At 56.0% G+C, this 25,173-nt stretch carries 18 protein-coding genes; 7 read left to right on the forward strand and 11 right to left on the reverse strand.

Features of this window, described 5'->3' with window-relative positions:
- Positions 1 to 2: 2 nt before the first annotated feature.
- Genes ACQKIK_RS18350 through ACQKIK_RS18360 form a run of 3 tightly spaced genes read right to left on the reverse strand, consistent with a single transcriptional unit; the run spans position 3 to position 7,193 of the window.
- Positions 3 to 2,702: a putative virulence factor gene (locus tag ACQKIK_RS18350; RefSeq protein WP_499137010.1), complete on the reverse strand. Its 2,700-nt coding sequence runs from the start codon at positions 2,700 to 2,702 to the stop codon at positions 3 to 5.
- Positions 2,699 to 5,761 carry a virulence factor SrfB gene (locus ACQKIK_RS18355; protein ID WP_499137011.1) on the reverse strand — a complete coding sequence of 1,021 codons (3,063 nt, stop codon included), beginning with the start codon at positions 5,759 to 5,761 and terminating at the stop codon, positions 2,699 to 2,701. Before ACQKIK_RS18355 ends, ACQKIK_RS18350 begins: the two co-directional genes overlap by 4 nt.
- Positions 5,762 to 5,777: 16 nt before the next feature.
- Positions 5,778 to 7,193 (reverse strand): SrfA family protein, encoded by a 1,416-nt coding sequence (locus tag ACQKIK_RS18360; protein ID WP_499137012.1) that lies wholly within the window; start codon positions 7,191 to 7,193, stop codon positions 5,778 to 5,780.
- A 463-nt stretch (positions 7,194 to 7,656) separates the two neighbouring features.
- Between ACQKIK_RS18360 and ACQKIK_RS18365 the strand changes: the two genes are divergently transcribed.
- The gene (locus tag ACQKIK_RS18365) at positions 7,657 to 8,625 is read left to right on the forward strand and encodes a hypothetical protein (RefSeq protein WP_499137013.1); all 969 of its coding nucleotides are present in this window, start codon (positions 7,657 to 7,659) and stop codon (positions 8,623 to 8,625) included.
- 379 nt (positions 8,626 to 9,004) lie between these two features.
- Here ACQKIK_RS18365 and ACQKIK_RS18370 read toward each other — a convergent pair whose 3' ends face one another.
- The 7 genes from ACQKIK_RS18370 to ACQKIK_RS18400 form a co-directional block, all read right to left on the reverse strand.
- Positions 9,005 to 12,217, reverse strand: coding sequence for a type I restriction endonuclease subunit R (locus ACQKIK_RS18370; RefSeq protein WP_499137014.1), 3,213 nt, complete (start codon positions 12,215 to 12,217; stop codon positions 9,005 to 9,007).
- A gap of 11 nt (positions 12,218 to 12,228) precedes the next feature.
- Positions 12,229 to 13,221, reverse strand: a complete 993-nt coding sequence (locus ACQKIK_RS18375) for a virulence RhuM family protein/type II toxin-antitoxin system death-on-curing family toxin (RefSeq protein ID WP_499137015.1) — start codon at positions 13,219 to 13,221, stop codon at positions 12,229 to 12,231.
- 130 nt (positions 13,222 to 13,351) lie between these two features.
- Complete coding sequence (locus tag ACQKIK_RS18380) at positions 13,352 to 14,008, reverse strand: abortive infection family protein (RefSeq protein ID WP_499137016.1); 657 nt, start codon at positions 14,006 to 14,008, stop codon at positions 13,352 to 13,354.
- The gene (locus tag ACQKIK_RS18385; protein WP_499137017.1) at positions 14,008 to 15,204 is read right to left on the reverse strand and encodes a restriction endonuclease subunit S; all 1,197 of its coding nucleotides are present in this window, start codon (positions 15,202 to 15,204) and stop codon (positions 14,008 to 14,010) included. The genes ACQKIK_RS18380 and ACQKIK_RS18385 overlap by 1 nt, the downstream gene beginning before the upstream one ends.
- Positions 15,201 to 16,745 carry a type I restriction-modification system subunit M gene (locus ACQKIK_RS18390; RefSeq protein WP_499137018.1) on the reverse strand — a complete coding sequence of 515 codons (1,545 nt, stop codon included), beginning with the start codon at positions 16,743 to 16,745 and terminating at the stop codon, positions 15,201 to 15,203. Before ACQKIK_RS18390 ends, ACQKIK_RS18385 begins: the two co-directional genes overlap by 4 nt.
- A 347-nt stretch (positions 16,746 to 17,092) precedes the next feature.
- Positions 17,093 to 17,278: a hypothetical protein gene (locus tag ACQKIK_RS18395; RefSeq protein ID WP_499137019.1), complete on the reverse strand. Its 186-nt coding sequence runs from the start codon at positions 17,276 to 17,278 to the stop codon at positions 17,093 to 17,095.
- A gap of 115 nt (positions 17,279 to 17,393) precedes the next feature.
- On the reverse strand, positions 17,394 to 17,654 hold the full coding sequence (locus tag ACQKIK_RS18400; protein ID WP_499137020.1) for a helix-turn-helix domain-containing protein: 261 nt from the start codon (positions 17,652 to 17,654) through the stop codon (positions 17,394 to 17,396).
- Between the two features lie 97 nt (positions 17,655 to 17,751).
- Between ACQKIK_RS18400 and ACQKIK_RS18405 the strand changes: the two genes are divergently transcribed.
- From ACQKIK_RS18405 to ACQKIK_RS18425, 5 genes are all read left to right on the forward strand, one after another.
- Positions 17,752 to 18,291, forward strand: a complete 540-nt coding sequence (locus ACQKIK_RS18405; RefSeq protein WP_499137021.1) for a hypothetical protein — start codon at positions 17,752 to 17,754, stop codon at positions 18,289 to 18,291.
- An 80-nt stretch (positions 18,292 to 18,371) separates the two neighbouring features.
- On the forward strand, positions 18,372 to 18,680 hold the full coding sequence (locus ACQKIK_RS18410; protein ID WP_499137022.1) for a hypothetical protein: 309 nt from the start codon (positions 18,372 to 18,374) through the stop codon (positions 18,678 to 18,680).
- A gap of 1,212 nt (positions 18,681 to 19,892) precedes the next feature.
- Positions 19,893 to 20,747, forward strand: coding sequence for a hypothetical protein (locus ACQKIK_RS18415; protein ID WP_499137023.1), 855 nt, complete (start codon positions 19,893 to 19,895; stop codon positions 20,745 to 20,747).
- Positions 20,748 to 20,756: 9 nt separating this feature from the next.
- Positions 20,757 to 21,443 (forward strand): hypothetical protein, encoded by a 687-nt coding sequence (locus ACQKIK_RS18420; protein ID WP_499137024.1) that lies wholly within the window; start codon positions 20,757 to 20,759, stop codon positions 21,441 to 21,443.
- 37 nt (positions 21,444 to 21,480) lie between these two features.
- On the forward strand, positions 21,481 to 21,825 hold the full coding sequence (locus ACQKIK_RS18425; RefSeq protein ID WP_499137025.1) for a hypothetical protein: 345 nt from the start codon (positions 21,481 to 21,483) through the stop codon (positions 21,823 to 21,825).
- Between the two features lie 174 nt (positions 21,826 to 21,999).
- Here ACQKIK_RS18425 and ACQKIK_RS18430 read toward each other — a convergent pair whose 3' ends face one another.
- Complete coding sequence (locus ACQKIK_RS18430) at positions 22,000 to 23,319, reverse strand: DUF5677 domain-containing protein (protein ID WP_499137026.1); 1,320 nt, start codon at positions 23,317 to 23,319, stop codon at positions 22,000 to 22,002.
- A gap of 747 nt (positions 23,320 to 24,066) precedes the next feature.
- Between ACQKIK_RS18430 and ACQKIK_RS18435 the strand changes: the two genes are divergently transcribed.
- Complete coding sequence (locus ACQKIK_RS18435; protein WP_499137027.1) at positions 24,067 to 25,101, forward strand: hypothetical protein; 1,035 nt, start codon at positions 24,067 to 24,069, stop codon at positions 25,099 to 25,101.
- The last annotated feature ends 72 nt before the right edge of the window (positions 25,102 to 25,173 follow it).

Genomic DNA, 25,173 nt, shown 5'->3' on the forward strand with positions numbered 1-25,173 from the left:
TCTTATCTCGCTTGGAACGACTGCAGCACACGGCCCAGCCATTCATTCTGTTCAATCGTGATTTCGCGTCCGGCGCTGTGCCCGGCGTTGTCCTGGGTAATGCAGGCCAGCCCGGACAGCCAGTCGCCAAGGAACAGCCTGGACTGGTCGATCGGCTGCACAGGCAGTTCGGGCAACTGGCCCGGCTGCGGGTGGCGATAGAAGGCGAACAGGTGATCCTTGCTGCCGATCAGGCTCTTGGGTCGGGCGTCCACGGGCTTGTGCAGGTTGCCGAACCAGGACACGTAGTCGCGCAATACCAGCTGCACGGTCAGTACCTGACGCTGCACCAGCTGATCGCGGCGCGTGCCGCTCTGGGTGCGCAGCAGCAGCGCACGGCTGATCTGCTCGGGCACGTCGAGGCGATAGGCCGCAGTGATGAGCTCATCGACCACGGCCTCGACCACCTTGCGATCCAGGCCTAACAGGGTCAGCAGATTCTGGCGGTTGGCAATTTCACGCAGATGGCTGATCCAGGCCTTGAACACGGCCCGGGCGAAGCGATGCTCGCTGCTTTGTTGCTGTGGCGCTGCCACCTTGGCTGCCGGTGTTTCGGCGCTGCCGAACACCTCGCCGAAGTCGAAGCCGCCATCGTTGCCGTACAGGCTCTGTGGTGCGGCCTGGGCAACTTCTTCGGTGCTTTCGGTGGCGTTCTCTTCAACCTCGTAGGCGCCGCTCAGATAGAGGTCGCGCACGCTGTCGCCGGGCAACTGCAGGTGGTCGATCAGCTCGCCCAGCACCGGCAGCCGGCGGCCCAGGTCCTGCAGGATCATCTGTGCCTGGGCACGTTTGAGCGCCAGCGCGCCTTCGCCGTCCTTGTGATACCAGCCGTCGAGACTGTGCAACAGATCGTCCTTGCAGCGCTCCAGCTGTTCCTCGATGCGGTTGAGCTTAAAGTCGAGGTGGGCGACCCGGCCGAGATACTGGCTGATGCGCTGGATGCCGCCGTCGTTCAGCGCCATCATCGCCGCCCAGGCCTCGCCCGGCTGGGCAATGTGCTCGCACACGGCCGGCGCATCGATGAAGGTCCGCCCCAGCAGCTGCAATTGCGTCTGATAGCGCGAAACCATGCCCAGTTCGTCGTAGGTGTGTTCGGCCATCTCGACGAAGGTGGCCATCGGCAGACGCGGCTTGCGCACCAGGTAGGTGTTGCTGAACGGCTGGCCGGCCCAGTTCTGGATCCATTCGTATTGGCCGAAGCGCTCCAGCATGGTCTTCTTCAGCAGGCCTTCCCAGCCTTCGCGGACCATGTTTTCGTCCTGCTCTAGCATGGTGCCGATCTGCATATCGAACATGGTCAGCGCCCAGATCAGGCCGGGTGTGCGCTTGCCGCGCTCCTGGACGGTGGCGCCCTGGGTCTTTTCGATCCAGCGGGTCAGTACCGGGCCGACGTCCTTGACGTCGATCTGCTTGGACGAGCTGGTGCAGACCACCAGGCTGTTCATCTCCTGGCTGTCGGTGTAGCGCTCGAACAGGTAGGCGACCTTGCCGCGCAGCAGCAGCTGGGACACCGGGTTGCCGCCCTGGGCACTGGCCTGGCTGCCGGCTTCGCTGACCGAGCGGATGCCCAGGCGTCCGCGATAACCGGGGAAGTCCAGCAGATCAACCTGTTCCACCTGCGGGTCACACGTGGGATTGACCAGCGGGAAGATCATTTCGGCGGTCAGCGCGGCCAGTTGCACCACCGGAACGCCCACTGCCGGCAGCAGGTTATCGCCTGGCGCCGGGCAGACCTCGACCGGCAGATCGCGACTGCTGCCCAGACGTTCAAGCATGTCCACGTTCATGATGCTGTCGCGCTGGGAGTAACCCTCGCCGTCACGGCTGACCAGTACACTCAGCGGTGCGAACACCCGCGGTGCATGGCCCAGACGCTGCAGCGTGGAGGCCAGCTGGATATAGAGGTTGGTCAGTTCCGGCTGCTCGCCCCAGAGAATCGAGAACAGCTCGGCGCGCTGGGTACAGCTCAGGCGCGGCGCCAGCTCCATCGCCCGTGGCCAATAGAGGTGCTCCAGCTTGCGGATCGATTTCTCGAAGTTGTCGCGCAGGTAATCCCACAGCGACACCACGTCGTCGGCGCTGACGCCGGCCTGCGGGGCATTCGTGGCACCGTTTTCAAACGGCTTGAGGATGCGGGCGATGCGCGGCTCGTCGAGTTCGTAGTCGACCAGCTCCTGATTGAAGTCGTTGAACCAGGCGTTGGCCAGAATCTTGGCCAACTCGATCTCGCTGAACAGCTTGAGCTCCACCGGATGGCTGGCCGGCCCTGACTTTGCGGTACGGCTGAAGCGAGTGACCAGGCCGGTGGCCTCCTTGCCGCCGCCCGGTGGGTTCACGTGCTTGATGAAGTCCAGACGGGTGTCGCCGTAGAGGGTTTCCAGCTTGCCCTGCTGGTTCGCCGCGAGCGCCGAGATCAGGTAGGACTTGCCGGCCTGGGACAGGCCGAAGAAGCCGATGGTCATGGGTGTGCCGGCTACCCGACCAAGGCTGTGCGCCAGGTTGCGTGCACGGTGCAGCTTGAGGTTGAAGCTGTCGGCCTCGCTGTCCAGTCGTGGTGCGTTGCCACGCACTCCGCGAATCCACTCCAGGGCCTGGCCGGCGCCTTCGTGAATGGCCGCCCAGGAGGTGCTCAGTTGGATCTGTTTGGGAGTCAGGTTGCTCATTTGCGCTTCACACTTCCGCTGTCCAGCCAATACTTGGTGTCGCTCAGTCCTGCGTCGAGCATGGTGTTCAGCTCGAGCTCCAGATCACTGCGCACGTTGAAGGCGACCCTGTTGCTGCTGGACTCGACGCTGGCGATGGCCAGCCGGTCGCTGATCAGGCCCTGCTTGCGGGTGCGTTGGTCGCGGGTGTCGATCTTGAAGCGAATCTTCAGCAGCGGCGCCTCACCGTCTTCTCCGGCGCGGGAGAACTTTTCACGTCCGGTCTTGGTGAAGCGCAGGCTGTAAAGCGGCGACGCCGCCCAGCGCTCGGCGGTCAGCTGACGGAAGCCCAGCCGCAGGTCGCCGCGCATGACCAGTTGCGGGGTGTCGGCGTCATCGCCGTCACCCATCAGCGGCAGGTTGATCATGCCGTCCTGCGAGGCAATGTCGCGGTAGAGCACGTCGGCGTCCTTGATGAAGTTGTTCAGGTCGATCACGCCGATGTGCTTGATGGTCGAGTAGGGCTTGAGTGCTGCCGAACGGAAATAGAAGTTCGGCACGCTGTGGTTGGCGCACAGCAGGCAGAGCATGGCGCCGACCGAAGCGGTGCTTTTCGGATCGTCGATCAGGCCGCTCTTGTGGAAGGGATACCAGCCGCCGGTGCGGTAGTTCTGCAACGGCAGGATGCGCCCCGGTGGCAGCGGCAGCATCTTGCGGATGAAGGCCTGCACGCCCGGTAGCCGTGAGGGGCGTCCGGTCAGCAGCAGCATGTCGCAGGGGTAGTGGAAGATCACTTCGCACAGGGCGCTGAGCGTCTTGGTCAGGTTGATCCTGTCGTTGAGGAATGCTGCGTGCAATTGCTGCAGGTCGAAGCTGATCGGTACCTGCAGCAGATCGAACGTAGTCTGGCCACCCACTTCGCGGCGTACCGCACTGCAGACGTATTCCCACACACTGTCATTTACCGATTGCTCGCCGAGCAGTTCGGCGTAGCTCTGGCTGATGACTTCCTGCGGGTGCTCCGGGTCGTACTGTTCGTAGGCCTTGAGCAGCGCGAGTCCCAGCGGGGTGAAGACCTGCAGGTTGAGTTGCTGGCGCAGAATGCCGTCCTGCACGCTGACCGATTCGTCGCCGCACAGGCGCGACATGAGCGCGTTCGGGCTGGACACTCCGGCGACCCGCAAAGCCTTCTCGAAGCTGGGCAGGATAAAGTCCTGGATCACGTCCAGAAGGATGTCATCACCCGCGACCTTGAAGCCGTCACGGAAGCGCTGTTCCGGCACGATATGCACGTTGCTGCCGCTGCCGCCATTACCGGCGCGGTCCAGGCGGTAGTCGGTGATCACCAGATCGGTGGTGCCGCCGCCGATGTCGATGGTGGCCAGGGTGATGCGCTCACGGTCGGCTTTGTCGGGCCGCGCCAGGGTGGCGAAGAACTCTTCCGGGTGACCGGCAAAGTTCTCGTTGACCTCGGTATAGAGATAGACCAGCTGCCCGCAGGAGGCTTCGTCCCATTCCACGCGGATGCTCGGGATCGGCGTGCGCGCGCTGCTGACGTCTTCCTCGTGTGGGTCTTCCTCACCGGCATGCCAGCCGAGGCTTTTCCAGACCAGGCCGATGGCCTGCAGCATGCGTTCGTTGAGGATGCTGCGCTCGGCCTGAGGCATGCCCGGCGGCACGGTGAGGATGATGCTGTTGAGCTGGCGCGGTGTGCGCGTGTGGCCCTGGCGCGAGCGCTGGGCCGGGCTGTTGATCTGCGACAGGGCCTGCGCCAGCACCTCGGCCAGCATGAAGGTCATCAGCGAGCTGCGCGAGTAGCGCGGCATGAACACCGGCAGACGGTCGTCCTCGTCGAGGCTGTACAGTGCCTCCCCGGTTTCGTTGATCAGGTGCGAAAAGGGTGCGGCGGTGGCGTAGGGCTCGCTGTCACCTTTTGTATAGGAGCAGTTGAAGCGCCAGCCGTGGCCGTAGGCGTTCTCGTCCCACAGGTAGCGCTTGGGGCTGGACAGGCCGGTCGAGCCTTCGGTGCCGCGTCGGCGGCTGGCCAGGCGTCCGGCCTCGCTGCCGACGCGGGCGATGGTGGGCCACTGGAAGGCATCGTGGCGACCGCTCTTGACCGAGAACTGATCCTTGCCGAAGTTGGCCTGGGCGAATTCAACGCGGCTCTCGAACGGCTGGTTGTAGGTGTGCTCGGGGGTGATCAGATCGCGCAGCTCCAGGACATAGTTGTGCTTGAGTCCGGAGCCGGCCTGGCCGTGGTTCTCGATCAGGATGCCGCAGGTACGCGAGTTGCCGACGTCCAGCACCAGATCCACGGGGATCGGCTTGACCTGTCCGTTGACCTCATTGGCGACGACCTTGAGTTCGGGAATGTCCACCTTGGCGCGGGCATTGGTCTGCTGCGCGGGCACGGGTTGCGCCATCAGGCTGAGCAGGTTGAGGTAGTGCGCCAGGTGATGGTTTTCGCGCACCTCGATATCGACTTCATCGCGCGGACGATGCGCATTGCCTTCGCGGAACACTTCCAGCAGCCACTCCCTGACCCAGCCCTGGTCGAGGAACCAGCGGGTATCGCGGATATTGCAGGCCAACCGGAAGGCGACGCCGGAGCTGACGTCTTCCTGGTTGGGTGCAAGGTATGTGGTGCCGTCCTGGCGGGGCATGACACGGGTGTCGAAGGTCAGCGTCAGGCGATGGCTGTTGCCGTCGATGTCCGGAGCGGGAAGCTTGACCAGGCGCATGCGCGCCCAGTTGCTCGGGCCTTCGTCGTAGCGATGGGGCGGCATGAAGCGGAAGAAGGGGATCGGCAGCCAGAGGCCATCGAGCAGGTCCAGGCTGCTTTTCATGTCGAGGCTGAACACGGGCTTGGTCTTCTCGATTTTCTCCGGCTCGGGCTCGTAGAAGTAGAAGTCCTTTTCCTCGTTGTATAGCAGGCGCGTCAGCAGGCCGCTGGTCAGCGGAGCGAATTCGCCGGGCGGCTGCTTGCGCAGGTCCAGCGACAAGGCGAAATCCATGAACTGGATGCCGGTGTCGCTGATCAGGGTGACGGTGTCTTCGAATTGGGTGACTTCAGGCAACATTGGGATTCATCCAGTCTTATTCGCCAGCGCGACGCATGGACATCGGGAAGCGTTCGTTTCCGTAGCTGCCGGTGCAGTCCGCGATGCTCTGTGCGCCCTTGGCGCAGGTGACCTGTGGCATGTCGTAGTTACTGCCATCGGCGCAGGCGGCCTGGCCATTGCTGTCGATGGCCAGGCTGCCGTTGTTCATGGCGGCAGTGACCGGGCCGGAACAGTCCACGCCATCCGGGCGGCGCACCGTGACCTCGCCCTTGCCATCATCGAAACGGTATTGCAGGCGCAGCGGCTTGCCCGTGCGGCGATCCTGGATGCCGGCGCCGGCACGCCAGTCGCCATTGAGGAAATCTGCCGGGCCGTTGCCGGCCTGCTCGGGAATGCTCAGCGGCTCCTGCGGGTCCTGAGGCAGTTGGGGTGGTTGTGGCTGCTCCGATGGCTGCGGCGGCTCGGCCTGCGGTTCATCAGCCGGCTGCGCAGGTTCTGCTTCGGGTTCAGCTTCCAGTGCAGGCGGGGTGGGTGGCTCGTCAGCAGGCGCCTTGCTCGACTCCGGCTCGTCACCCGGCCCGGCAGGCTCGCCTTCCGGCGAATCTCCGCTGCCTTCCTGCAACTCGGGCATACCAGGCGCACCGCGGCCCCCGCCAGTGCCGACACCAGAGCCGTTCAGGCCCAGCCCATCAGCGGGTAGCGAGACAGTCGGCAGCTCTGGCGCGGACAGGGTTGGCAGACCTAGCTGCGGCATTCCCGGCAAACCTGCATTCGGCATGCAGCCGCGCAGCAGGCTGAGCAACAGCAGCGCCAGCAATAGAAGGAGTAGCGGCCACAGCCACCACCAGCGCCGCCACCAGGGTCGGGCCACGACAGGTGCCGGTTCGACCACAGCCGCCAGCGGAGCGGCCACGGTCGCAGCAGGCGCCGGTATCAGGGGTGCGGTGGGTTCCTTTTCGCTGCGTGGATACAGGCAATGCAGCGGTTCCAGGCTGCGGTCAGCGCCGGCATGCTGAAAGCCCCAGAAGGTCAGCACCGGCTTGCCATTCACCAGATAGACGAAGTTTTCATCGGGGAAGTAGATGACCCGCTTGAGCAGCTTGCCGAACACCGCCTTGTCGCCCTGCTGGTCAGCCGGATCGCTGCCGAGGAAGCGGACGCTGAGATCATCCAGTGCGGTCCTGAGCCTTTCCAGCTGTTGCCGGGCTGGCGCGCGCTCTTCTTCGGTGGCCGAGGTCCAGGGAATCACATCGCCGGGAATGTCGCTGTACCAGTCGATCTGATTGCCCAGCTCATCGCTCTGCGGTATCGCCAGATGCACGACGAGATTCGCATCCTTGCGTCGAATGGCTTCGCGCAATTGCAAAGCGGCCCGATAAACCGGCTGCCCGGTCTCTCCCAACGCGGTAAAAGTTTCGCTTTTACCACTGCGTAGCAATGCACCGCGCATCCCTGCTCCAGAATCTAGAAAAATCCGGTCTTCAACGAAGCCGTGCGCTCCGTCACAATTTGCAACGGACAGTATGGTAAATGCTTATTGACGTCAATTTGCCATTGCCCCTTTTTCGATGACCGGGATTTGCCGCTATCGTCGGCCCTTGACCTTCACGTTCGTCCTTCTGCTCCGACGACGCGGCTGCTATTAAGAGTCAGATAGTCCCGATGGACGTCATCGCCAGAATCCTCAACTTTCTTTCCGAAGAAGATGGCTGGATGCAGCTTCGTACCCTCGGGCAAACATCAGTAAACTGCGCTCGGCCTTCAGCCCAGAGTGGCACGGCCGCAGAAAGGTCAGCGAGCTGATTGCGGCCGAGTAAGCGTTTCGCCCCAGTCCGCGGCGGCAGCGCTACCGGCGGTCTGGACCTGTACGTCGGGTTGTGAAAACCGGACAAGCAGGGCGAGGCCGGCATGCATTGAATAGCTTCAGAAAAACAGGCGGCACAGGAAACGCTAACTGGCCGCTGTCGAGTAATGAGTCATGGAGAGTTACACGCATGAGCTTATGGGATGACCTGAAGCAAAAGGCGGTGCAGGCGAACCCGGAAATGGCTGAGAAAGCCGCGCTTGCACTAAGTCGCGCGAAGGAACTGGCTGTCGAAGCTAGTCATAAGGCGGCGCCGGTGCTCAAGGAGGCAACCGAAAAAACCTCGGCGTTCGCCCGGGAAAATACCCCGATCGTGAAAGCGCAGGCCATCAAGGCTTTCGAAGACGCAAAGGCGCACCGGGCCCAGCTGCAGGAGCGTGCCAAGAGTGACAAGGCTGCGCGCGACGAATTGATTCGGACGATGTACGACATCACCGTGACACCGGAAGAAGAGAACTTTCTCGACGATGGCTTCCGACATTTGCATCACGAATTGCGCTTTTTCGCATTGACCGGCCAGGTTCTGGATACTCAAAAGCGCGCCAACACCCACCTCTCGGCTTCCCACTCCCACAGCGCGAGCAATGGCGGCTACATGCTTGGTGGCTATGGCTCCATGGGCGGAAGCGCACATGCGTCTATGCACGTCAGCAGCTACACCACCACTGAACACGAATTCTGGGTCAGGCTGGGTGATGGCAGTGAGGCCTGCTTCGGCTTTTCCGACAGCAGCATCCAGATGCGAACGGGGCAGTGGCTAACGCTGGTGTTCGTTCACCCGGCGGAAACCACCAACGGCTTGCTGTGCGCGATCTACAACCACGCCTCTAAGGCCTACCAGGCGGTCATGTCGCCAGCAGCGATCAACAACCGCTTCGGTCTTCACACCGAGCAGCCAGGTTTTTTCAACAAGAAAGAAGTCATGGCCACCCGGACGCGCCTGATGAATGAGCTCGATCGCAGGCTGGCGCTGATTGGTCAGCACGTTGCTATCCACAATCAGGTTCCGGAGCCGTAGAGCGGGCTAGGATGGGACTGTCGGGCTGCGATGATGGCGACACAAAATGGACACCGTGCAGGCCACATGAATGTACCTTTTGCCATGAGCATTCTTACGATGAATAAGACGAAGGTGTAAACCTTATTCAGGACGGGACACAGAAAAAAGAAAAGACCCCACGTCTTCACGTGAGGCCTTTTCCGTATTTGGCGCACCAGGCGGGATTCGAACCCACGACCCCTGCCTTCGGAGTCCTAAAAGCCGACGTTTAGAATCAATACGTTAGCGCTGATCAGCTGAAAAATCAAAGAGTTATGGTCGCCATGGTTAGCGCGTTTTCGCCCTGTTTAGCGGGGCGAGTGTGGCGAATTTGTGGCATCCAATAACCAGAAATGCGCTAGACAGTTAATTCTTTTGCAATCATCTCTGCCTGCTTCAGTACCGTTTCCGTAGCAAGCAACTGCATATCTGGCGGATAGCCAAACTGGCGCAAAGTACGTTTCACGATCACCTTGAGTTTGGCTTTGACGTTTTCCTTGATGGTCCAGTCGATGGACGCGTTTTCCCGCACGCGCAAGGTCAGTACCACGGCCAGCTCACGCAACTTGTCTTGCGCCATCAAATCGCGGGCGCTGTCGTTGTTGGCCACGGCGCTGTAGAAGGCGTATTCGAAATCCGTCAGTCCCATGTTCTTGGCTTCGTCGTCAGAGGCGACGATTTCCTTGCTGATCTTGATCAGCTCGTCCATCACCTCGGCGGCGGTGAGGATTTTGTTGTGGTATTTCTTGATGGCGTTTTCCAACATCTCCATCAGGCTTTTGCTCTGCACCAGATTCTTCCGGGCCCGCGCCTTCAGCTCGTCATTGAGTAGCTTTTTGAGCACCTCAAGCGCCACGTTCTTGTGCTTGTGGTCCTTTAGTTCGGCCAGAAACTCGTCGGATAGAATAGAAATATCCGGTTTCTTGATGCCCGCCGCATCGAACACGTCGATCACCTGTTCCGACACCAGTGCCTTGTCGATCACCTGGCGGATAGTGGTTTCGATGTCTTCATCGCTTCGGCTTTCACCAGTACCGCCATCGAACTTGACCAGACGGGCTTTGACCGCCTGGAAGAAACCCACTTCGTCCTTGGCATCCAGCGCCTGCTCATGGGGCACCGCAATGGCAAAGGCTTGCGACAGTGCTGAGACTTCCTTGATATAGCGGTTGCGCCCATCATCAAGCCCGAGGATATGTTCTTCCGCCGCTAGGATCAGCGAGAGCTTTTGTGCGGTATCGGCCTCGAAGAAGTCTCCATAGGCGAAGCCGTGGTACATGGCCGAGATCACTTCGATCTTTTCCAGCATCAGCGCCACTGCTTGTTCCTGCGCCAGGGTCGGGTCCCCTTTGCCGCCGGCATCGGAGTAGAACGACAGCGCCTCTTTCAGGTCGGCGGCGATGCCGAGGTAGTCCACCACCAGGCCGCCCGGCTTGTCCTTGTGCACGCGATTCACCCGGGCAATCGCCTGCATCAGGTTGTGGCCCTTCATCGGTTTGTCGATATAGAGAGTATGCATGCTGGGTGCGTCAAAGCCCGTCAGCCACATATCGCGCACTATCACCAACTTGAGCGGGTCGGCATCGTCCTTCATGCGCTCGGCCAGCAGTTTGCGCTGCTCTTTGCTGGTGTGATGTTTGGCCAGCAGCGGGCCATCGCTGGACGCGGCAGTCATCACCACCTTGATCGCGCCCTTGGTCAACTCATCCGAGTGCCACTGCGGGCGCAGTTTGACGATCTCGTTGTACAGCTCGACAGCAATTCGCCGCGACATGCTGACCACCATAGCCTTGCCGGCGAAGACCTCCTGGCGAGCATCAAAATGGGCAACGATATCGCAGGCAATATTCCTGATACGTTTCTCGCTGCCGATCAGCGCTTCCATCCGCGTCCACTTGGCCTTGGCCTTCTGCGTCTCGCTCAGTTCGTCCGGATCCAGCTCTTCGTCCAGCTCAGCGATCAGTTTTTTGCCCTCTTCGCTGAGTGCCACTTTGGCCAAACGGCTCTCGTAAAAAATGCGCACCGTGGCACCGTCTTCCACAGCTTGGGCAATGTCGTAGATGTCCACGTAGTTACCGAACACGGCGGGCGTATTGACGTCGGTCTTTTCAATCGGGGTGCCGGTGAAACCCAGGTAGGTCGCATTGGGCAGGGCATCGCGCAGGTACTTGGCGAAACCGTAGACCACCTTCTTGCCGATCAAGGTGCCGTCGGCGCTTTTCTCGTCCACCGTCTTGGCTGCGAAGCCATACTGGGTGCGATGCGCTTCGTCGGCGATCACCACGATATTGCGGCGCTCGGACAGCTCTTCGTAGATGTTGCCCTCTTCGGGCTGGAACTTCTGGATAGTGGAGAACACCACGCCGCCGGAGGCCACCTTAAGCAGCGCCTTGAGCTCGTCACGATCCTTGGCCTGCACCGGCTCCTGGCGCAACAGCTGCTTGGAGGCGGCGAAGGTGTCGAATAGCTGATCGTCTAGGTCGTTGCGGTCGGTAATCACCAGAATGGTTGGGTTATCCAGCAGCAGTACGATCTTGCCGGTGTAGAACACCATGGACAGCGATTTGCCCGAACCCTGGGTGTGCCACACCACACCCGCCTTCTTATCCCCTCGGGGTTGCTTGGTCACGCCGGGCAAGCCATAGCTAGCGGGGTTCTCCCGCGTACTCAGGCCTGCATCCATATCCACGGCCCGCAGGGTGGAGGCTATCGCCGCATTGACCGCGTAATACTGGTGATAAGCCGCCAACTTCTTCACTGTGCTGATGGTGATCTGGCCGGTTTTCGGGTCTTCCTTCCTTGCCTTTTCGAACACGATAAAGTGGCGCTGCAAGTCCAGCAGCGTGGCCTTATTCAGCATGCCGACGATCAGAGTTTCCAACTGGCTGACCAGGTGTGAGGCCTCGGCCTTGCCGTCGGCACTCTTCCACGCCATAAAGCGCGACAACCCCGCCGAGAGCGAACCGGCCTTGGCCTCCAGGCCATCCGAGATCACCACAAAGGCATTGCTGGCGAACAGGCTAGGGATAGTTTCTTTGTAGGTTTCGATCTGCTGGTAGGCGCTTTTCAGCGTGGCGTTTTCCGCGGCGGCGTTTTTCAGCTCGATCACCACCAGCGGCAGACCATTGACGAACAGCACCAAATCCGGCCGTTTGGTCTGATTGTTCTCAATGATGGTGAACTGGCTGGCGACTACGAATTCATTGTTTTCTGGGTGGGCGAAGTCGATCAGCCAGACCCGCTCGCCGCGCTCGTCACCATCCTTGTGCCGGCTCGCCGGCACGCCTTCGCTCAGCAAACGGTGGAACGCCTCGTTATTCGCCAACAGCTCGGGGGACTGCACGCGCTGCACATCCTTCAGCGCGGCCAGGATGACATCCTCCGGTAGCTTGGCATTGATGCGCCGAGCCGCTTGTTCCAATCGCCCGAGCAGCAGCACTTCGGCATAGTCGCGACGCTCTGGATTGTCGCTGTCCGGTGCGCTATCGGGGGCGTGGATGGCCTGATAACCCAGACGCTCGAACAGCCTGATGGCGAAGGTTTCGATGGCTGATTCGGTGAGTGTGGCCAAAATGGATTTCCCTATGGATGTTCTGGTGCCGCCAGCATGTTCATGATCAGGCGGATCAAGGTGTCCTTCTGCCTGGGGTCCGACTCCGCCACCAGCAGGGTCAGGGCGGCCAGACCGGTATCGTTGATCACCGGCTCCCCGCGAGTATTGAGCAAACGCCCGTTACGGTGCAGAAAATCAACGAATAGAAAGGCCCCGCTGCGCTTGTTGCCATCGGTAAACGGATGGTTCTTCACCACAAAATACAGCAGATGCGCCGCTTTGCTTTCCAGCGTCGGGTAGGCGGGCTCGCCGAACGCCGTCTGATCCAGATTACCCAATAGCGCGCCCAGACCATCGCCCCGTGGCCGGGCGAACAGCTCGGTCGCCTCACCGCGCGCCAGCAGCGATTGTTTCAGTTCCAGCAGCGCCGAACTGGCTTCTGCCTCGGTGGGCAGGCTGCCGCCGGGCTGGCCGTCGGGCTCGTTCAACAAGCCTTCGTCATAGCGTTGCAACCAGAGAAAGGTCTGGGTATAGCGGCTGACGATCTCCACCAGGCCGCTGCCCGCCTCGGCAGTGATCGCCGGGGAGCGCGCCGCCTTGCGGATCAGCGCCAGGGCCTGCTCCAGCTCGGCGGCGTTTTGTTCAAAGCGGGCCTGATGCAGGCTATAGCCCTGAACCAGATGCTGGCGCAGTACCTGCGTGGCCCACTGGCGAAAGCGCGTACCCTTTACCGACTTGACCCGGTAGCCCACAGAGATAATCACATCCAGGTTGTAATGCTTGACCTGGTAGGTCTTACCGTCCTCGGCAGTATGTGCAAAATTTGCACATACTGAATCGGCCTCCAGCTCGCCTTCGGCAAAGATATTGCGCAAATGCTTGCTGATTACCGAACGTTCGCGGCCAAACAACTCACTCATCTGCTCCTGGCGCAGCCACACCGTATCCTCCTGGATATGCACATCAAGCTCGGTGCTGCCATCGGCGGTTTGGTAGAGGGTGATCTGGCTTTGCGGGCTCATCTGCACAACCTTCCTGTGTTGTGGGTAACACCACGGTGCCTGCTGGAGTTCTGTGACTTGGAATTAGGGCCGTGGATAGGGCAATAGCCAAACACCTCAAATAGCCCAATGATTCGGGTAAATAAGCCGCTCACTCATCACCCTCAGACTCTAAGAAGGTCTTGTATTCTGTTTGATAGGCAGGCAGATCTACATTATAAAATATTTCACTAGCAGTATAGGAGTACTCGCCCATTTCAAAATCACCAAATGATTCGTCCCAAAAATCATTGAATTCTTCGTTGTCCTCGTAGGCAGGTATAGTTTCTTCATCAGAAATAGTCTGTAATTCGACGGAAGATTTTCTTTCCTCAAAAGCTCGAATTAGAAAAACAGCAATTGAGAGCGTGCTGTCGATCAGGAAATCCTTCGTCATCTCGTCAAATTGACTATTTCTGTTTTTAAGCTCGTCTAGAGTTCGTCCGTGAGATGTAGGGCTGACCTGGTTTCTTAATGTGCCAACTTGCAGGGCGATTGTTGTCAGGCTTCTAGATATCTGGCTCAAGTTATTTGAGTTGCTATAACCAAGGGCAGAAAAGGCACACCTTACAATCTGATGGAAGTCCTCGTTTTTTAATACAACTCCATTTGCTTGACAGAGTTCTTTGCTAATGGTTTCTATCATCGCCTTGGAGTTTTCAAGCGCAAGGCTAAAATCAATAGAAACTGAAGCCTCAATGCGATCAATATACTCAGAAAGACCGCTCCATCTATGGTGCTGAAAAACCAATGCGCGAAGCTTTTCCATCAGTAAGACACCCTTACTTCACCTCTTATTAATTTTGGTAGCAGGGTGTCGCGCAGCTTTTCGAGGCTTTTGATTTGTTCGCAGTTCCTGATGATTTTGTCATTTATTGGTTTGACCTCATTCTCAAAGCGCTCAATAAAATTGGTTGTGGGAATTGATGAGGTAATGGCTTCAAGATCCGATTTGCTGATTGAGCCAAAGACAGTGCCTTCATCGTTGAACTTCATGATCTCTGTCATCAAGGAACGAAGCTTGAAGTATGTATATGTATAGAAATTACTGTTCTTTCTGTATCGAAATGCAGCAACACCGCGGCCTATACAACACTCTTGGTTTGCCATGTTTTGCGCTCCAACAGGGGCGCGAACGCTGATCAGAGTATCCATTGGTTGTGCGAAGCGTTTTGGTTCTGTGGTGAAGACTCTATTTACCGGAAAGCGAAAACCAAAATCCGCATTCCCCTGAAACATTGGTATACCAATATATTCTGTGTTGAACGAATCGCCTGGTGGAGACTGCCCCATCGTGAAGTCAAACTCATCACTTAGCCTTCCCGTCGCCCAACTCTCCTGCGCTTCTTCTACAAACCACTGGCGGAACAGAGTTTCGGCCATGGCTTCGAGAGTTTTGTTCTGGCGGTTCAGTAGGACGATTTTTTCGTCAAGGCTACTAAGCACCGCTGCAATGGCTTTTTGCTCGTCCGGCTTTGGTAATGAAATAACCATCTTCCTGAGCTGCCCCAGGTTAAATCCAGGAACAGCCGCGCCTATTCCATTGTTCAAAATTTCCTGCTGCTTTTCCGGCCCTGAAAAAAGGTAGTAGAGGAATAGTGGGTTGGCTTTGTTGGGGTCAACGCTCAGCTTCATTTGTTTATTTGAAATCACATATTTCACGTGGCGGGCCCTACTATCAATCAATCCGATCTGATTAATTGTTCCCCAGCACGTAAATATCAAGTCGCCTAAGCTGACTATCGAGCGACTGAATTCCTTGGCCTTGTCGTTGGAAATGAAAACCAATCCCTCATCATTAAGGCGCTTTCCAACTTCTGAGCTTAAATTTCCACCTCGAATGACAGGCAAACCCTGGTCAACGAAAAATTTAGAACTAATTGATGAGCCGAACGGGCCAGTTGCTAATGAGTTTTTACCTGGCGCAGCGATATCTTCGACAAAGAAGTCTTGCCACTCACTCATACATTCAGTCTCGCCAGATTCTCGGCAATAGCCTGATTAAGCTGCGCCTCCTCCAACAACTGCGCCTCAAACTCTGCCTTTAACGCGGCAAAACGCTCGGCAAAGTTAAAGTCGTCGTCCTCGTCGGGTAGGCCCACATAGCGACCCGGCGTCAATACGTAGTCCAGCTCCGCCACCCGCTCCAGGGGCACCGAGGCGCAGAAGCCCTTTACGTCTGCATAGTCGCCTTCGCCGGTGCGCCAGGCGTGGTAGGTGTTGGCAATTTGTTGGATATCCTCGGAGCTGAGTTCCTTGGTGCGACGGTTGATCAGGTGGCCGAGGTTGCGCGCATCGATAAACAGGATTTCGCCTTTGCGCGGGTGGCCATTGCTACGGGCGCGATTCATAAACCACAGCGCTGCCGGAATCTGAGTGTTCAGGAACAGCTTGGCCGGCAGGTTGACGATGCAGTCGATCAGGTTGCCATCGGCAATCAGCGCCTTGCGGATATCGCCTTCGCTGCTGCTCTTGCTGGTCAGCGCGCCCTTGGCCAGCACCACGCCGGCGCGGCCGTTGGGTGCCAGGTGGTGGGCGAAGTGTTGCAGCCAGGCGAAGTTGGCGTTGCCCACCGGCGGGGCGCCGTACTGCCAGCGGCCATCGCCGCGCAGCAGCTCGCCGCTCCAGTCGCTGACGTTGAACGGCGGGTTGGCAATAATAAAGTCGGCCTTCAGGTCTTTATGGGTATCGTTAAGGAAGGAGCCCTCGTTGTTCCACTTCACCTGGGAGGAGTCGATGCCGCGGATGGCCAGGTTCATCCGCGCCAGGCGCCAGGTGGTCTGGTTGCTTTCCTGGCCATAGATGGAGATATCGTTGACCCGGCCCTGGTGCTCTTCGACGAACTTTTCCGACTGCACGAACATGCCGCCTGAACCGCAGCAGGGGTCGAATACGCGGCCCCTGTAGGGTTCGAGCATCATCACCAGCAACTCGACGATGGAGCGCGGCGTATAGAACTGGCCACCCTGTTTGCCTTCGGCCAGGGCGAACTCACCGAGAAAGTATTCGAAAACATGGCCAAGCACGTCGGCGCTCCGGCTCTTGGCATCGCCCAGGGCGATATTGCCGACCAGGTCGATCAACCCGCCGAGGCTGGCGGGGTCGAGATTCTGCCGGGCGAACACTTTGGGTAGCACGCCCTTGAGCGAGGGGTTTTCCTTCTCGATGGCATCCATGGCGGAATCCACATGCCGGCCAATATCAGGCTGCCGGGCCATGCTCAGCAGATAGAACCAGCGCGCTTCGAGCGGCACAAAGAACACGTTCTCGGCCTTGTACTCGTCCTTATCCTCCGGGTCCGCCCCGGCGTACTCACCTTCCCCGGCTTTGAGCTTGGTGTACATGTCTTCGAACGAGTCAGAGATGTATTTAAGGAAAATCAGGCCGAGCACCACATGCTTGTACTCGGCGGCGTCGATGTTCTTGCGCAGCTTATCGGCGGCTTTCCAGAGCTGTTTTTCTAGTGGTTCTTCTTTGATCGGTTTTACTGCTTTGGGTCTAGCCATCTGATTCCGTGTCCACTCGTATGTCGAAGATCAGCTCTATAGCGCATCGCTTGGGGCTGATCGGTGGGGGATTATCGACCATGAATCAGCATTCCGCTGCCCCTAGACTAGGGGGAATGATATAAATCGTCGAACGGCCAACGCTTTCGAAAGGGGAGTTGGGCGATCCCGCAAAATCAACATTGCTACAGCAAACATATCGGCGCTACTGCTCACTTAGTGCCTAGCACTGCTTATGTATAGGCCATACCGAGTGGGGACTAAGCTAGGAATAGATTATGGGTGTGGCAAACCAGTGATATGGCAGCCGAAAGCAAGGGGATTGAGTCGCTTGGGACTTAAGAGCGCTACGCGATGGGTATCGTTTTCCATTGCGACAGGTCGAGCGCCGCCAGTTTTTCATCGATATGTTCATCTGTAGGCGGTAGCGAATCCGTTAGCCCCAGTCTGTAATTCTCCCTGATCGCTTCCGCAACCGCTTGACTCATAAGTCGGGAGCGCTTGATAACAAAGTTCTTTTGGTCAGGTGTCATTGCGCTTCTCCCAAGCTCGTAGGCATAAGCTGACTATAGCTGCGCATGGTCAGGGCTCATAAACACTTGTCGCCTGGGTGGCTCCGTCGAGTCTTCAGCAGCCCTCAGATGATAGTTATGTTCTGTCCTCATGTTTGCTGAGAGCTTGCTCGAAGGAACTGATTAGGGAGGGGAGATCACTACCCATGACTTGGCATAGATCGCGAAGCTGAACGATATCCAGCCGCCTGACACCTCGCTCCACATCGCTCATGAATGACTGCGGCCTGCCTAGCGCAGCAGAGCATTGGGCTTGGGTCATCCCGGACTGCATACGCATGCGTTTCAGAACATCCAGAAAAACCGTGTGCTCTCGTCGGTAAATAGCCTTTGTCATCGCCGTGACCGTGACAGATGCGGCCGATCAAGCTATATCTGTTTTACGGATATCTGATATCCAGATATATGGGTTTAAATGAGAAGAAGGCGCTGATATGAGGCTGATCTGGGAGCTGTTTCGAGTCGCATGGGCAGTTGGCTGTCTGCCAATCGGTGCGCTTTTACTCGTTGTGGTCGTCTTTAGCGGCTTCAACTTGCCATTCTTTCTAGGCTTCTCTGCGCGGATAGATCCCGCTATCAGGAGCCTGTTCTGGGCTCTGGTTCTCTACATCGTGGGAGGAGGCTGGCTGTTTTGGCAGATAAATCGAACCTACGCAGCCAAGCTAAAGCGGATAGTTGCTGGGCATCAGGGGAACGGCTTCAAGCCGCAGGTAGAGGTATTCGCGAAGATCAACGATGCCTATCTAGGCATTGATGGGGAATCAGGCAAGCTGCTCGCTTATCCGGTAAACGGAACGGCACGTTTCATCCGGTTCGCTGATATTAGATCCTGGCACATCATCCCGATCGGCAAGCGCAACTACAGGCTGAACGTTCTTACTAGCGATCTAAACATTCCTGTTTTCAGCATGGCCTTACCGCCGCATGAGGCTGTTGCGACCGAAGCACGTCTTCATGCTGTTTTCGGTACCTAAGCAAACTTTTTCTGCCTGCTCGCGACCGGGCAGGGCCGGCACATCGGAGCTACTTCATTGCTCAAGACTGGAGGTTGAAAATGCTCGTGGACGATAACCCTCTCGAAATCGCTTCCAACGTGTTGGCAGACTCGACTATCAAATCTGTGTTGCGCTCCAGCTCGTATCACTCCCGTGGTTGGCGGATTCTGGACCGCTGGGCTTTTAACTCTCCGGACAGGGTTCTTGCGCTTGAGGCACAAGGGGAAATCGTTCTGTTGACGCGCCTATTGGAGCAGCAAAACATTGAGCACGATGCGCTGATTTCAGCCGCTGGATTGGCTCAGCGTGCAAATGGCCTTTCAGAGCACGAAGTCCTTATGGGGTGGGGATTTTCTACCGAGTTGTAAAGGCTGTTAATCGTCTTGGTAAGCGTACTTGCAGTGAGTCGCGTCACGCGCGGGGGTCTCGGGCTTGCCCTGAGCAGGACGGTAGGCAGCGCGAGGAAGTGAAACGACTGTAGCGCTGCCGATTGTGCGGGCGCCATTCATGGCGGTAGCACAAACCCTACCCTGTCCTCTCTTCGACTCATGTTGGGACCTAACCCGTCCTCTCTTCGACTCATGTTGGGACCTAACCCGACTTACGGATGGACGATAACAAATGTTGATAAGTCGCAAGCGAATGAATTGGCAAATTCTCGGCCAAAGCTACTTGTTCAAGACGTGAAAAAACCCAGATATAGGCGTGGAAATCGTCCTTCATCTGGTCTCAAGAATTCGCGTGCGAGAGCGTGAAAGTCGATGAATAAACATGGCTAAAAATGATTCGCAGCAGTTCGGTGAAGGGCCCGGCATCGTGGGAAATAAGGGCGACTGCAAATGCAAAGCGATTTTGAAATATCCTGGCGTAGCCAGCCGAAAAGCTACTAGCGCGATTGGTTCATGGTTGTGGAGACGAGCTGCTCAATCAACGTCGGCTTCCGGCCACGAGCAGTCATTGGGATATCGTTCATTTCGCCATACCCACCGGTTGCGAAAGTCATAAAGGTCACCCTCCCCATTATCGTGAACCAATCGCCCCGAATTCGCTTAAAGACGCACAGCGATTGGCCAAATAAGCCTGGTTGGAAGTATCCGAAACCCCGATAGCTAGTAAAAATAACCTAACAGGTTGCAGTGTTTCGGATAGTGCGCTCAGCTCAGATAACGATTTTGGAAACAAGCGTCGCCACATATTTGCTTACCAACTGCGACATGGAAAGAGGTGATAGTGTTCCCCTTCGTTTTAGCCTAAGCAAGAAAAGTAAAAAACTATATTGCATCGCCTTACTGCCATTAATTGTTAATTAAAGCTTCAAGCTCTCGATGTTAAATGTTTTAATGCGTGCCATTGCTTCAAGCTATGCGGGAGGACAGAATTTTTCGAGAACAAAGCTGGCCCGGATGATTAGTTAATAGCTGTGTTTGACAGTAGGTTATTCAGCTTTTTAATGGCATCGAGCGGGAACAAATCCGAGAGGACTACCACGGTAGCAAAATATATGGTATTCAAGCGCCGAGGCGGCGCAGTTGATACAATCAATTATATCTGTTATTAGCTAATATCTAAGGTGTTACGAGATGCTCGCACTTGCTTTTTGGAATATCAACGACAAGCAGTTAACACAAGAGCTTTTGACCCTTGCGACAGAATTAGGTGGAAACGCCGCTAATGCCAACGATGTAATAATTTGCCTAGTAGAAATAGCTGGTATTGACGATGGTGCTTTGGTGCAAGCATTGAACCGGCAGCTTCCCGGAAAACGGTGGTGGAGCAAGCGGCCAGAACATGGTACAGGTTTTTTATGCCTGAGCAACAGTGATGAAATGAAGTTTGATAGCTCTGCTACGATTGCAGGCGGCTGGCCAGTAAAACTTATCAGGGGCAATGGTCCTACCAGAACATGGTATAGGTTGTGGTTTGTGCATCTAGCGGCACCGCTTGGTTCTACCGATACAGTTGCCCATCAAATGGGAGAAGCTGCGCCGCTGCACAACGAGATCAAAGCCCGCGAACATAAAGATTTGGGCGATAATACAGTTGTCATCGGTGATTTCAATATGCCTCCTTTTGCAGCCGCGATGGTATCACCGAGAGGGCTAAATGCTGTGCCTTGTAAGACTGACGCCGCTAAATCAACACGAACAGTTGCAGGTGTCAAATATTCATTCTTTTACAATCCAGTGTGGCGTTTCCTTGGTGATCGAACTGCAAGCAACCAACCAGGAACATTCCAAATGAAACCGCGTGATAACTCAATTAGATGGTATATGATCGATCAGGTCGTTTTGCGGCCTTCGCTAATGAATACTATAATCAATGACAGCCTCAGAGTTATCACGAAACTTGGTCAAACCGAATTGATTTCAGCCGGCGGGAATATGAATAAGAAAATATCTGATCACCTGCCGATCACGCTCTCGTTGGATATTTAGGGGATGCAAATGAATGATTTATGGCCGGATGAAATTGGAATTGGATTCAAACCTAAATTCCGAACCAGTGAAATGCAGCAATTTTTAGAATTGCAAATTGCCGCTTTGAGTGCAAAAACTGACGGCGCAATTGATGGGCAAGTTCGCAAGACGGTCTATGATGAAGTTTCTGTTTACCAATTTTGTATATGGCCCCGAGGCTTGCCGGGGTCGGTATTTGAGCTTTTCAGATTACGCGCTCAGTCCGAAAGTTATCCTGTTGTAGTCGAAGGCAGTCACAATAGAGGGCTAGTGAGCAAGCTGGCAAACATGAACCAGCTGAAAAAATATTTAGGAACGTTGTTCTCTAGCGAAACAACTCTTGATGCGGTGAAGAGCATAGCGAGTGAGGCAATAATGGTGCAAGCAGATTCGAACGAAAAGAAAAACGATGAAACTTGCACTATTGTTTTCGGGAAACTTTTTGATAGTGGTGAGGAGTCGTTTTCTCAAGCAAGCATTTTAGGCATCTCTGGTTTTATGAGTCGTAAAACGATCGAAAACCTTGCTAGACCCCTGAGCTCTAAAAGTTCTGCATTTAAAGCTTTTGATGACCAGTATATCGTAACGATTCAATTCGAAGGGCCAGTGAAGTTTATGATTAGTGACTCGGAAGTAACTGCAGTAAGAGCTCACGCAAAAAAAATACTGGAATAAACAGGATGGATTAGTACTACATCCATATTGTGCTCCAATGAGCTTGGCTACTGCTGGTTTTGGCATTGAACGGTTAGCAGAAGCAGACTATAACCAAATCAGCCGGGGCTGCCTGGTTCTGGTAGTCGCTGCTCGTCGCGAGCGCCTGCTAGCGGTCAAAAGCGGCCATAAGAAGGACAGCCTGCGCCAGGCATTGCAGGAGCTGAGTGACGAGCACCCACAGTTCCGGGCGCTCTATAGGTACGTGAACCGAGAGTCTCATGCGGACTCGGTCAACTTGACTGACTTTGGGGAGATTGACCCGCAAGTCTTTGTCGAACGGTTTAAAGATGTTTTCACCAAAACCAAGTTTGAAGCTCATTTCGACAAGATGATGGCTTGACCGCAGCTGGGTGTGTGCCGAGGCTACCGGAGCGGGATCTGATGAGTTGATTAAAGCCCTACTCTTCCCCTCGACTCTCTGGCCGAGGGTGGGCAGTTCCCTGCAGAAGCTGCTGCTACTAAGCTATCCCAGAAGCGTGACATAAAGGTTAGCAACTCAGCGGCAATAGCTACTTCAAACAGCTCGACGTGATTTCTTTCGGGATTCGCGCTGCGCCGCTTTACGTAGCAGCATCCTTGCTCGCGGAGTGTCTCCAGATGACTTTTTCTGTGCCTGTCTAATTAGCTCTCGAATCTTAGATGCAGAGTTGTTAATGACCATGTTCATGGTGAGCAAGTCGGCATCCTCTATTTCCAGACAGAGCTCTGCAATCATCATCGACAAGGAAGCCGTAGTGTAGTTTGCGGCTACTTCACATCCATAGGCCGGAGGGATCACGGCGCTGTCAACACTACTCGGCCCAAGGCTAACCCGAGTGAGAGTAGCAAGGGCACCGCCGTGAACTGTACTGTTTGCCTGTTGATATCCATGCCGCAACGTTTCCAGTCCAACATGACTTTCCAAATCGCGGAATGTGGTCTTAGTGCGGCCAAGCTCGACCGATGCCCACCCGTAATCCTTGGCGAAGGCGGTGCCGAACTTGGCTATCAACGCAATCCTCTGTTTACGCAGGTCGTGTACATAGCGATCACGATGAGCACCTGCTGCTTTAGCGGTGCCGCTGCCCCTGTCAACGTCAAGCACTCGCAGCTCTTCCACCCAGTGATGGGATAAGTACATCTGAGCACACTTGTCGGATCGCATGGCTAGGAACATTGCGATGACGCAGACCTCATGGAGTGAGCGCCACCTTGCCAGGGCTCCATCAGCGTACCCAGATCGTGCCAGCGTAATAATCTCGCCTACGACCTCATATGCTCGCGCGACAAGCTTATTCAGTGCGAACGCGGTATTTGGTTTGGCGTACGCCCCCTTACGATGTTTTACAGCAGTATGGTTCCACTCCAGCACAATGTGCCTCAGAAGATCCAACTGCTCGATAGCTTTACCCCACATGCGCTGCACTGTCTCAGCGCGATCAGCATGTGCCTTTTTTAGGTGAAGCGTGTGCTCAAGCGCCTGTTCTGAGACGCGGTCGCCGATAAACTCAGCCACGCTGGCAAGTGCATTCGGTACGGCGTGCGAAATTGCCTCCTCAACGCTGTGCCATACCTCCGCTATTGACTCCCCTAGCTCATCAACGAGCCTCTGCACCGTCTCTTGGACTTCCTTCTCATTGTTTCCAAATGCACATGGAGGGTTTACTTCAAGTTGGATTCTCTCTCCTTCTGCGTTAAGGAGCGCGGTCGCCAAGCATCGAATCTCATCCCCCGAAAGTATAACGTTCCGCCGTTTTGCAGCCTTGGCTAGCGCCAATGGAAGAAGTTTTTCCGACGCAGTGGCCTGCGCAACGCAACGATCAAGTACTTCCTGAATCGAAGGTGTTTTTTTCACAGTAGTCCCTTAAGGCTGGTCAACACTCTGAGTGTACCGAGTTATGAAATCGCCCTAGCACTAAACGGATCAAGATGCCCGCAATCGGAAATTCAGCTGCCCTACAAGGACGGGGGCTTGCGTCTCCCGCTCTTTATGAGCCAGCCGGCTGGGGACTGATTGATTGGCGCAGCTCGATGTCCCAATGCGCAAGAGACTACGGCTAAGCCGCCGGCGGAATGGATGCGCCGAGCTGGGTGACCGTCAGCTTTTGGCCAAATGGCGACGGTTTGCCCCCCAGCTGTTGCTATGCAGCGTCAGTTACGTTTCTGCCAGAAAATTGGTGAGGCGCTCACTACGCTTAGAATTGTCGTCGCCCATTGTGCGGCTACGCCGGCTCATTTCCTCATTATCGCTAGCCTGCCTGTGGCCACAGGCTCACTGCGAAAACCTGATGATGTAACGATTCCAGCAAATTCCAGATCGACAGCTACTATGTCACTGTGCCTCGCTGAACTCCTTGAAGCGAGGAAAGGAATCGCAGGGCTGTCGACAGCGCTACATCCTGTTTTTCATGGACTGCGGTCGAGATGTGATGTTGAAAAGGTTGGCTGGCTTAGATAGCACCATGCTTGAATTTCGCTGTAAGAGCGCGTCTAACGCGAATCGTTGGCTGTCCCGGGAGTTCGAATCTCTGTTGGACAACGGCGATATGACTTTCTTAGCTGACCGTATTCTAATGAATGGAACCGAAGATAAGGACTCATCATGGCTTCGATATTATCGACTGTTCGATGTGCCTCATGGACTATTTTTCTGTCGTTATTGGCTTCTTGCACTACGGAACTCGACGCGGTGCGCGTTGAGAAAAGCGAACCGGGTAATGACCCTGAATTTCCTGTAGCAGGTGCGCCGTACTTTTTAACATTTACCCAGTTCGACATAGTCGTAACGCGGCGTGTCACAAGTTGTTGGGACGATGCCGGTGTCGCACAGCTTAAAATAGCCGTGGAGACTAAAGCTTCCGGCAAGGAAGTACGTGATCCCGAACGCCACTACGTGATTGATTTCAAAAAGTTGCAGAACGTTTTCAAAAGTACTGATATGTCCGTCGAATATTACGACACGGGCGGCATCAAGTCAGTGAATGTCGCAGCGGAGGACCGGTCAGGCGAAGTAGTCAGCAGTTTGGTTTCATCGGCAGTTAAGATTGCCGTTGGGATTGTTGGTTCCGGGGGAGCTCCTAGTCAGGTATGCAAAACAACGGTAGCCGACGCGGTTAAGGATGTCGCGATGCTTGAAAATGATTTGAAGCGGAAAACCAAAGCGGTGGACGTGGCTACATCTGAACTCGACCGGTTGACCAGCATGGCGGCGGTGATGGGAAAAAGTTGGAGTACCACAGAGCGTCGACTACACGCCAATCAGATATGCCAACTTTTGCAGGTGAAAGCGGATTTAGCTATTGCGAAGGTGTCTCTCGCCGAAAAGCTAAGGGTGATTTCTCTCGTCAGTAAAGTCAGCTGGCCCAAAAGTGGTGAAATATTCGAATCGCAGACGGAGGGTAGGCCCTTGGTTGAAGGACTGACCGATGAGCAGATCAATGAATGGGGGAGTCCGGGCAACGAAGACCTCGGAAAGCAGACCGAAGTATGGGCAAGGCTGGAGTCTGATGTTCCTGCCCGTAGCAAACCTTGCCCTGCGCGATGCGCTGACGATGATTTCATAGGATTTAAGTATCGCATGCCGGTACCTGGACGACTGATTCTGGGGTCTTGGATGTTGCCGCTGACCGAAAACTGACCCAGTAGAGGCTGTTCTGCCGACTGAAAACTGACCCAGGTGTTCAACTGCTTCTGCTCAATTTTTGAGCAG

The sequence above is a fragment of the Pseudomonas sp. NPDC047961 genome (assembly GCF_050272435.1).
Taxonomy (GTDB): domain Bacteria; phylum Pseudomonadota; class Gammaproteobacteria; order Pseudomonadales; family Pseudomonadaceae; genus Stutzerimonas.

Bases quoted from the DNA above. Each gene is read 5' to 3' on its own strand.
- ACQKIK_RS18380 (WP_499137016.1), bottom strand. From the start codon at position 14,008: ATGGAAAAGCTTCGCGCATTGGTTTTTCAGCACCATAGATGGAGCGGT.
- ACQKIK_RS18390 (WP_499137018.1), bottom strand. From the start codon at position 16,745: ATGGCTAGACCCAAAGCAGTAAAACCGATCAAAGAAGAACCACTAGAA.
- ACQKIK_RS18435 (WP_499137027.1), top strand. From the start codon at position 24,067: ATGGCTTCGATATTATCGACTGTTCGATGTGCCTCATGGACTATTTTT.
- ACQKIK_RS18420 (WP_499137024.1), top strand. From the start codon at position 20,757: ATGAATGATTTATGGCCGGATGAAATTGGAATTGGATTCAAACCTAAA.
- ACQKIK_RS18375 (WP_499137015.1), bottom strand. From the start codon at position 13,221: ATGAGCCCGCAAAGCCAGATCACCCTCTACCAAACCGCCGATGGCAGC.
- ACQKIK_RS18395 (WP_499137019.1), bottom strand. From the start codon at position 17,278: ATGACACCTGACCAAAAGAACTTTGTTATCAAGCGCTCCCGACTTATG.
- ACQKIK_RS18360 (WP_499137012.1), bottom strand. From the start codon at position 7,193: ATGCGCGGTGCATTGCTACGCAGTGGTAAAAGCGAAACTTTTACCGCG.
- ACQKIK_RS18355 (WP_499137011.1), bottom strand. From the start codon at position 5,761: ATGTTGCCTGAAGTCACCCAATTCGAAGACACCGTCACCCTGATCAGC.
- ACQKIK_RS18400 (WP_499137020.1), bottom strand. From the start codon at position 17,654: ATGACAAAGGCTATTTACCGACGAGAGCACACGGTTTTTCTGGATGTT.
- ACQKIK_RS18410 (WP_499137022.1), top strand. From the start codon at position 18,372: ATGCTCGTGGACGATAACCCTCTCGAAATCGCTTCCAACGTGTTGGCA.
- ACQKIK_RS18350 (WP_499137010.1), bottom strand. From the start codon at position 2,702: ATGAGCAACCTGACTCCCAAACAGATCCAACTGAGCACCTCCTGGGCG.
- ACQKIK_RS18415 (WP_499137023.1), top strand. From the start codon at position 19,893: ATGCTCGCACTTGCTTTTTGGAATATCAACGACAAGCAGTTAACACAA.
- ACQKIK_RS18405 (WP_499137021.1), top strand. From the start codon at position 17,752: ATGAGGCTGATCTGGGAGCTGTTTCGAGTCGCATGGGCAGTTGGCTGT.
- ACQKIK_RS18425 (WP_499137025.1), top strand. From the start codon at position 21,481: ATGAGCTTGGCTACTGCTGGTTTTGGCATTGAACGGTTAGCAGAAGCA.
- ACQKIK_RS18385 (WP_499137017.1), bottom strand. From the start codon at position 15,204: ATGAGTGAGTGGCAAGACTTCTTTGTCGAAGATATCGCTGCGCCAGGT.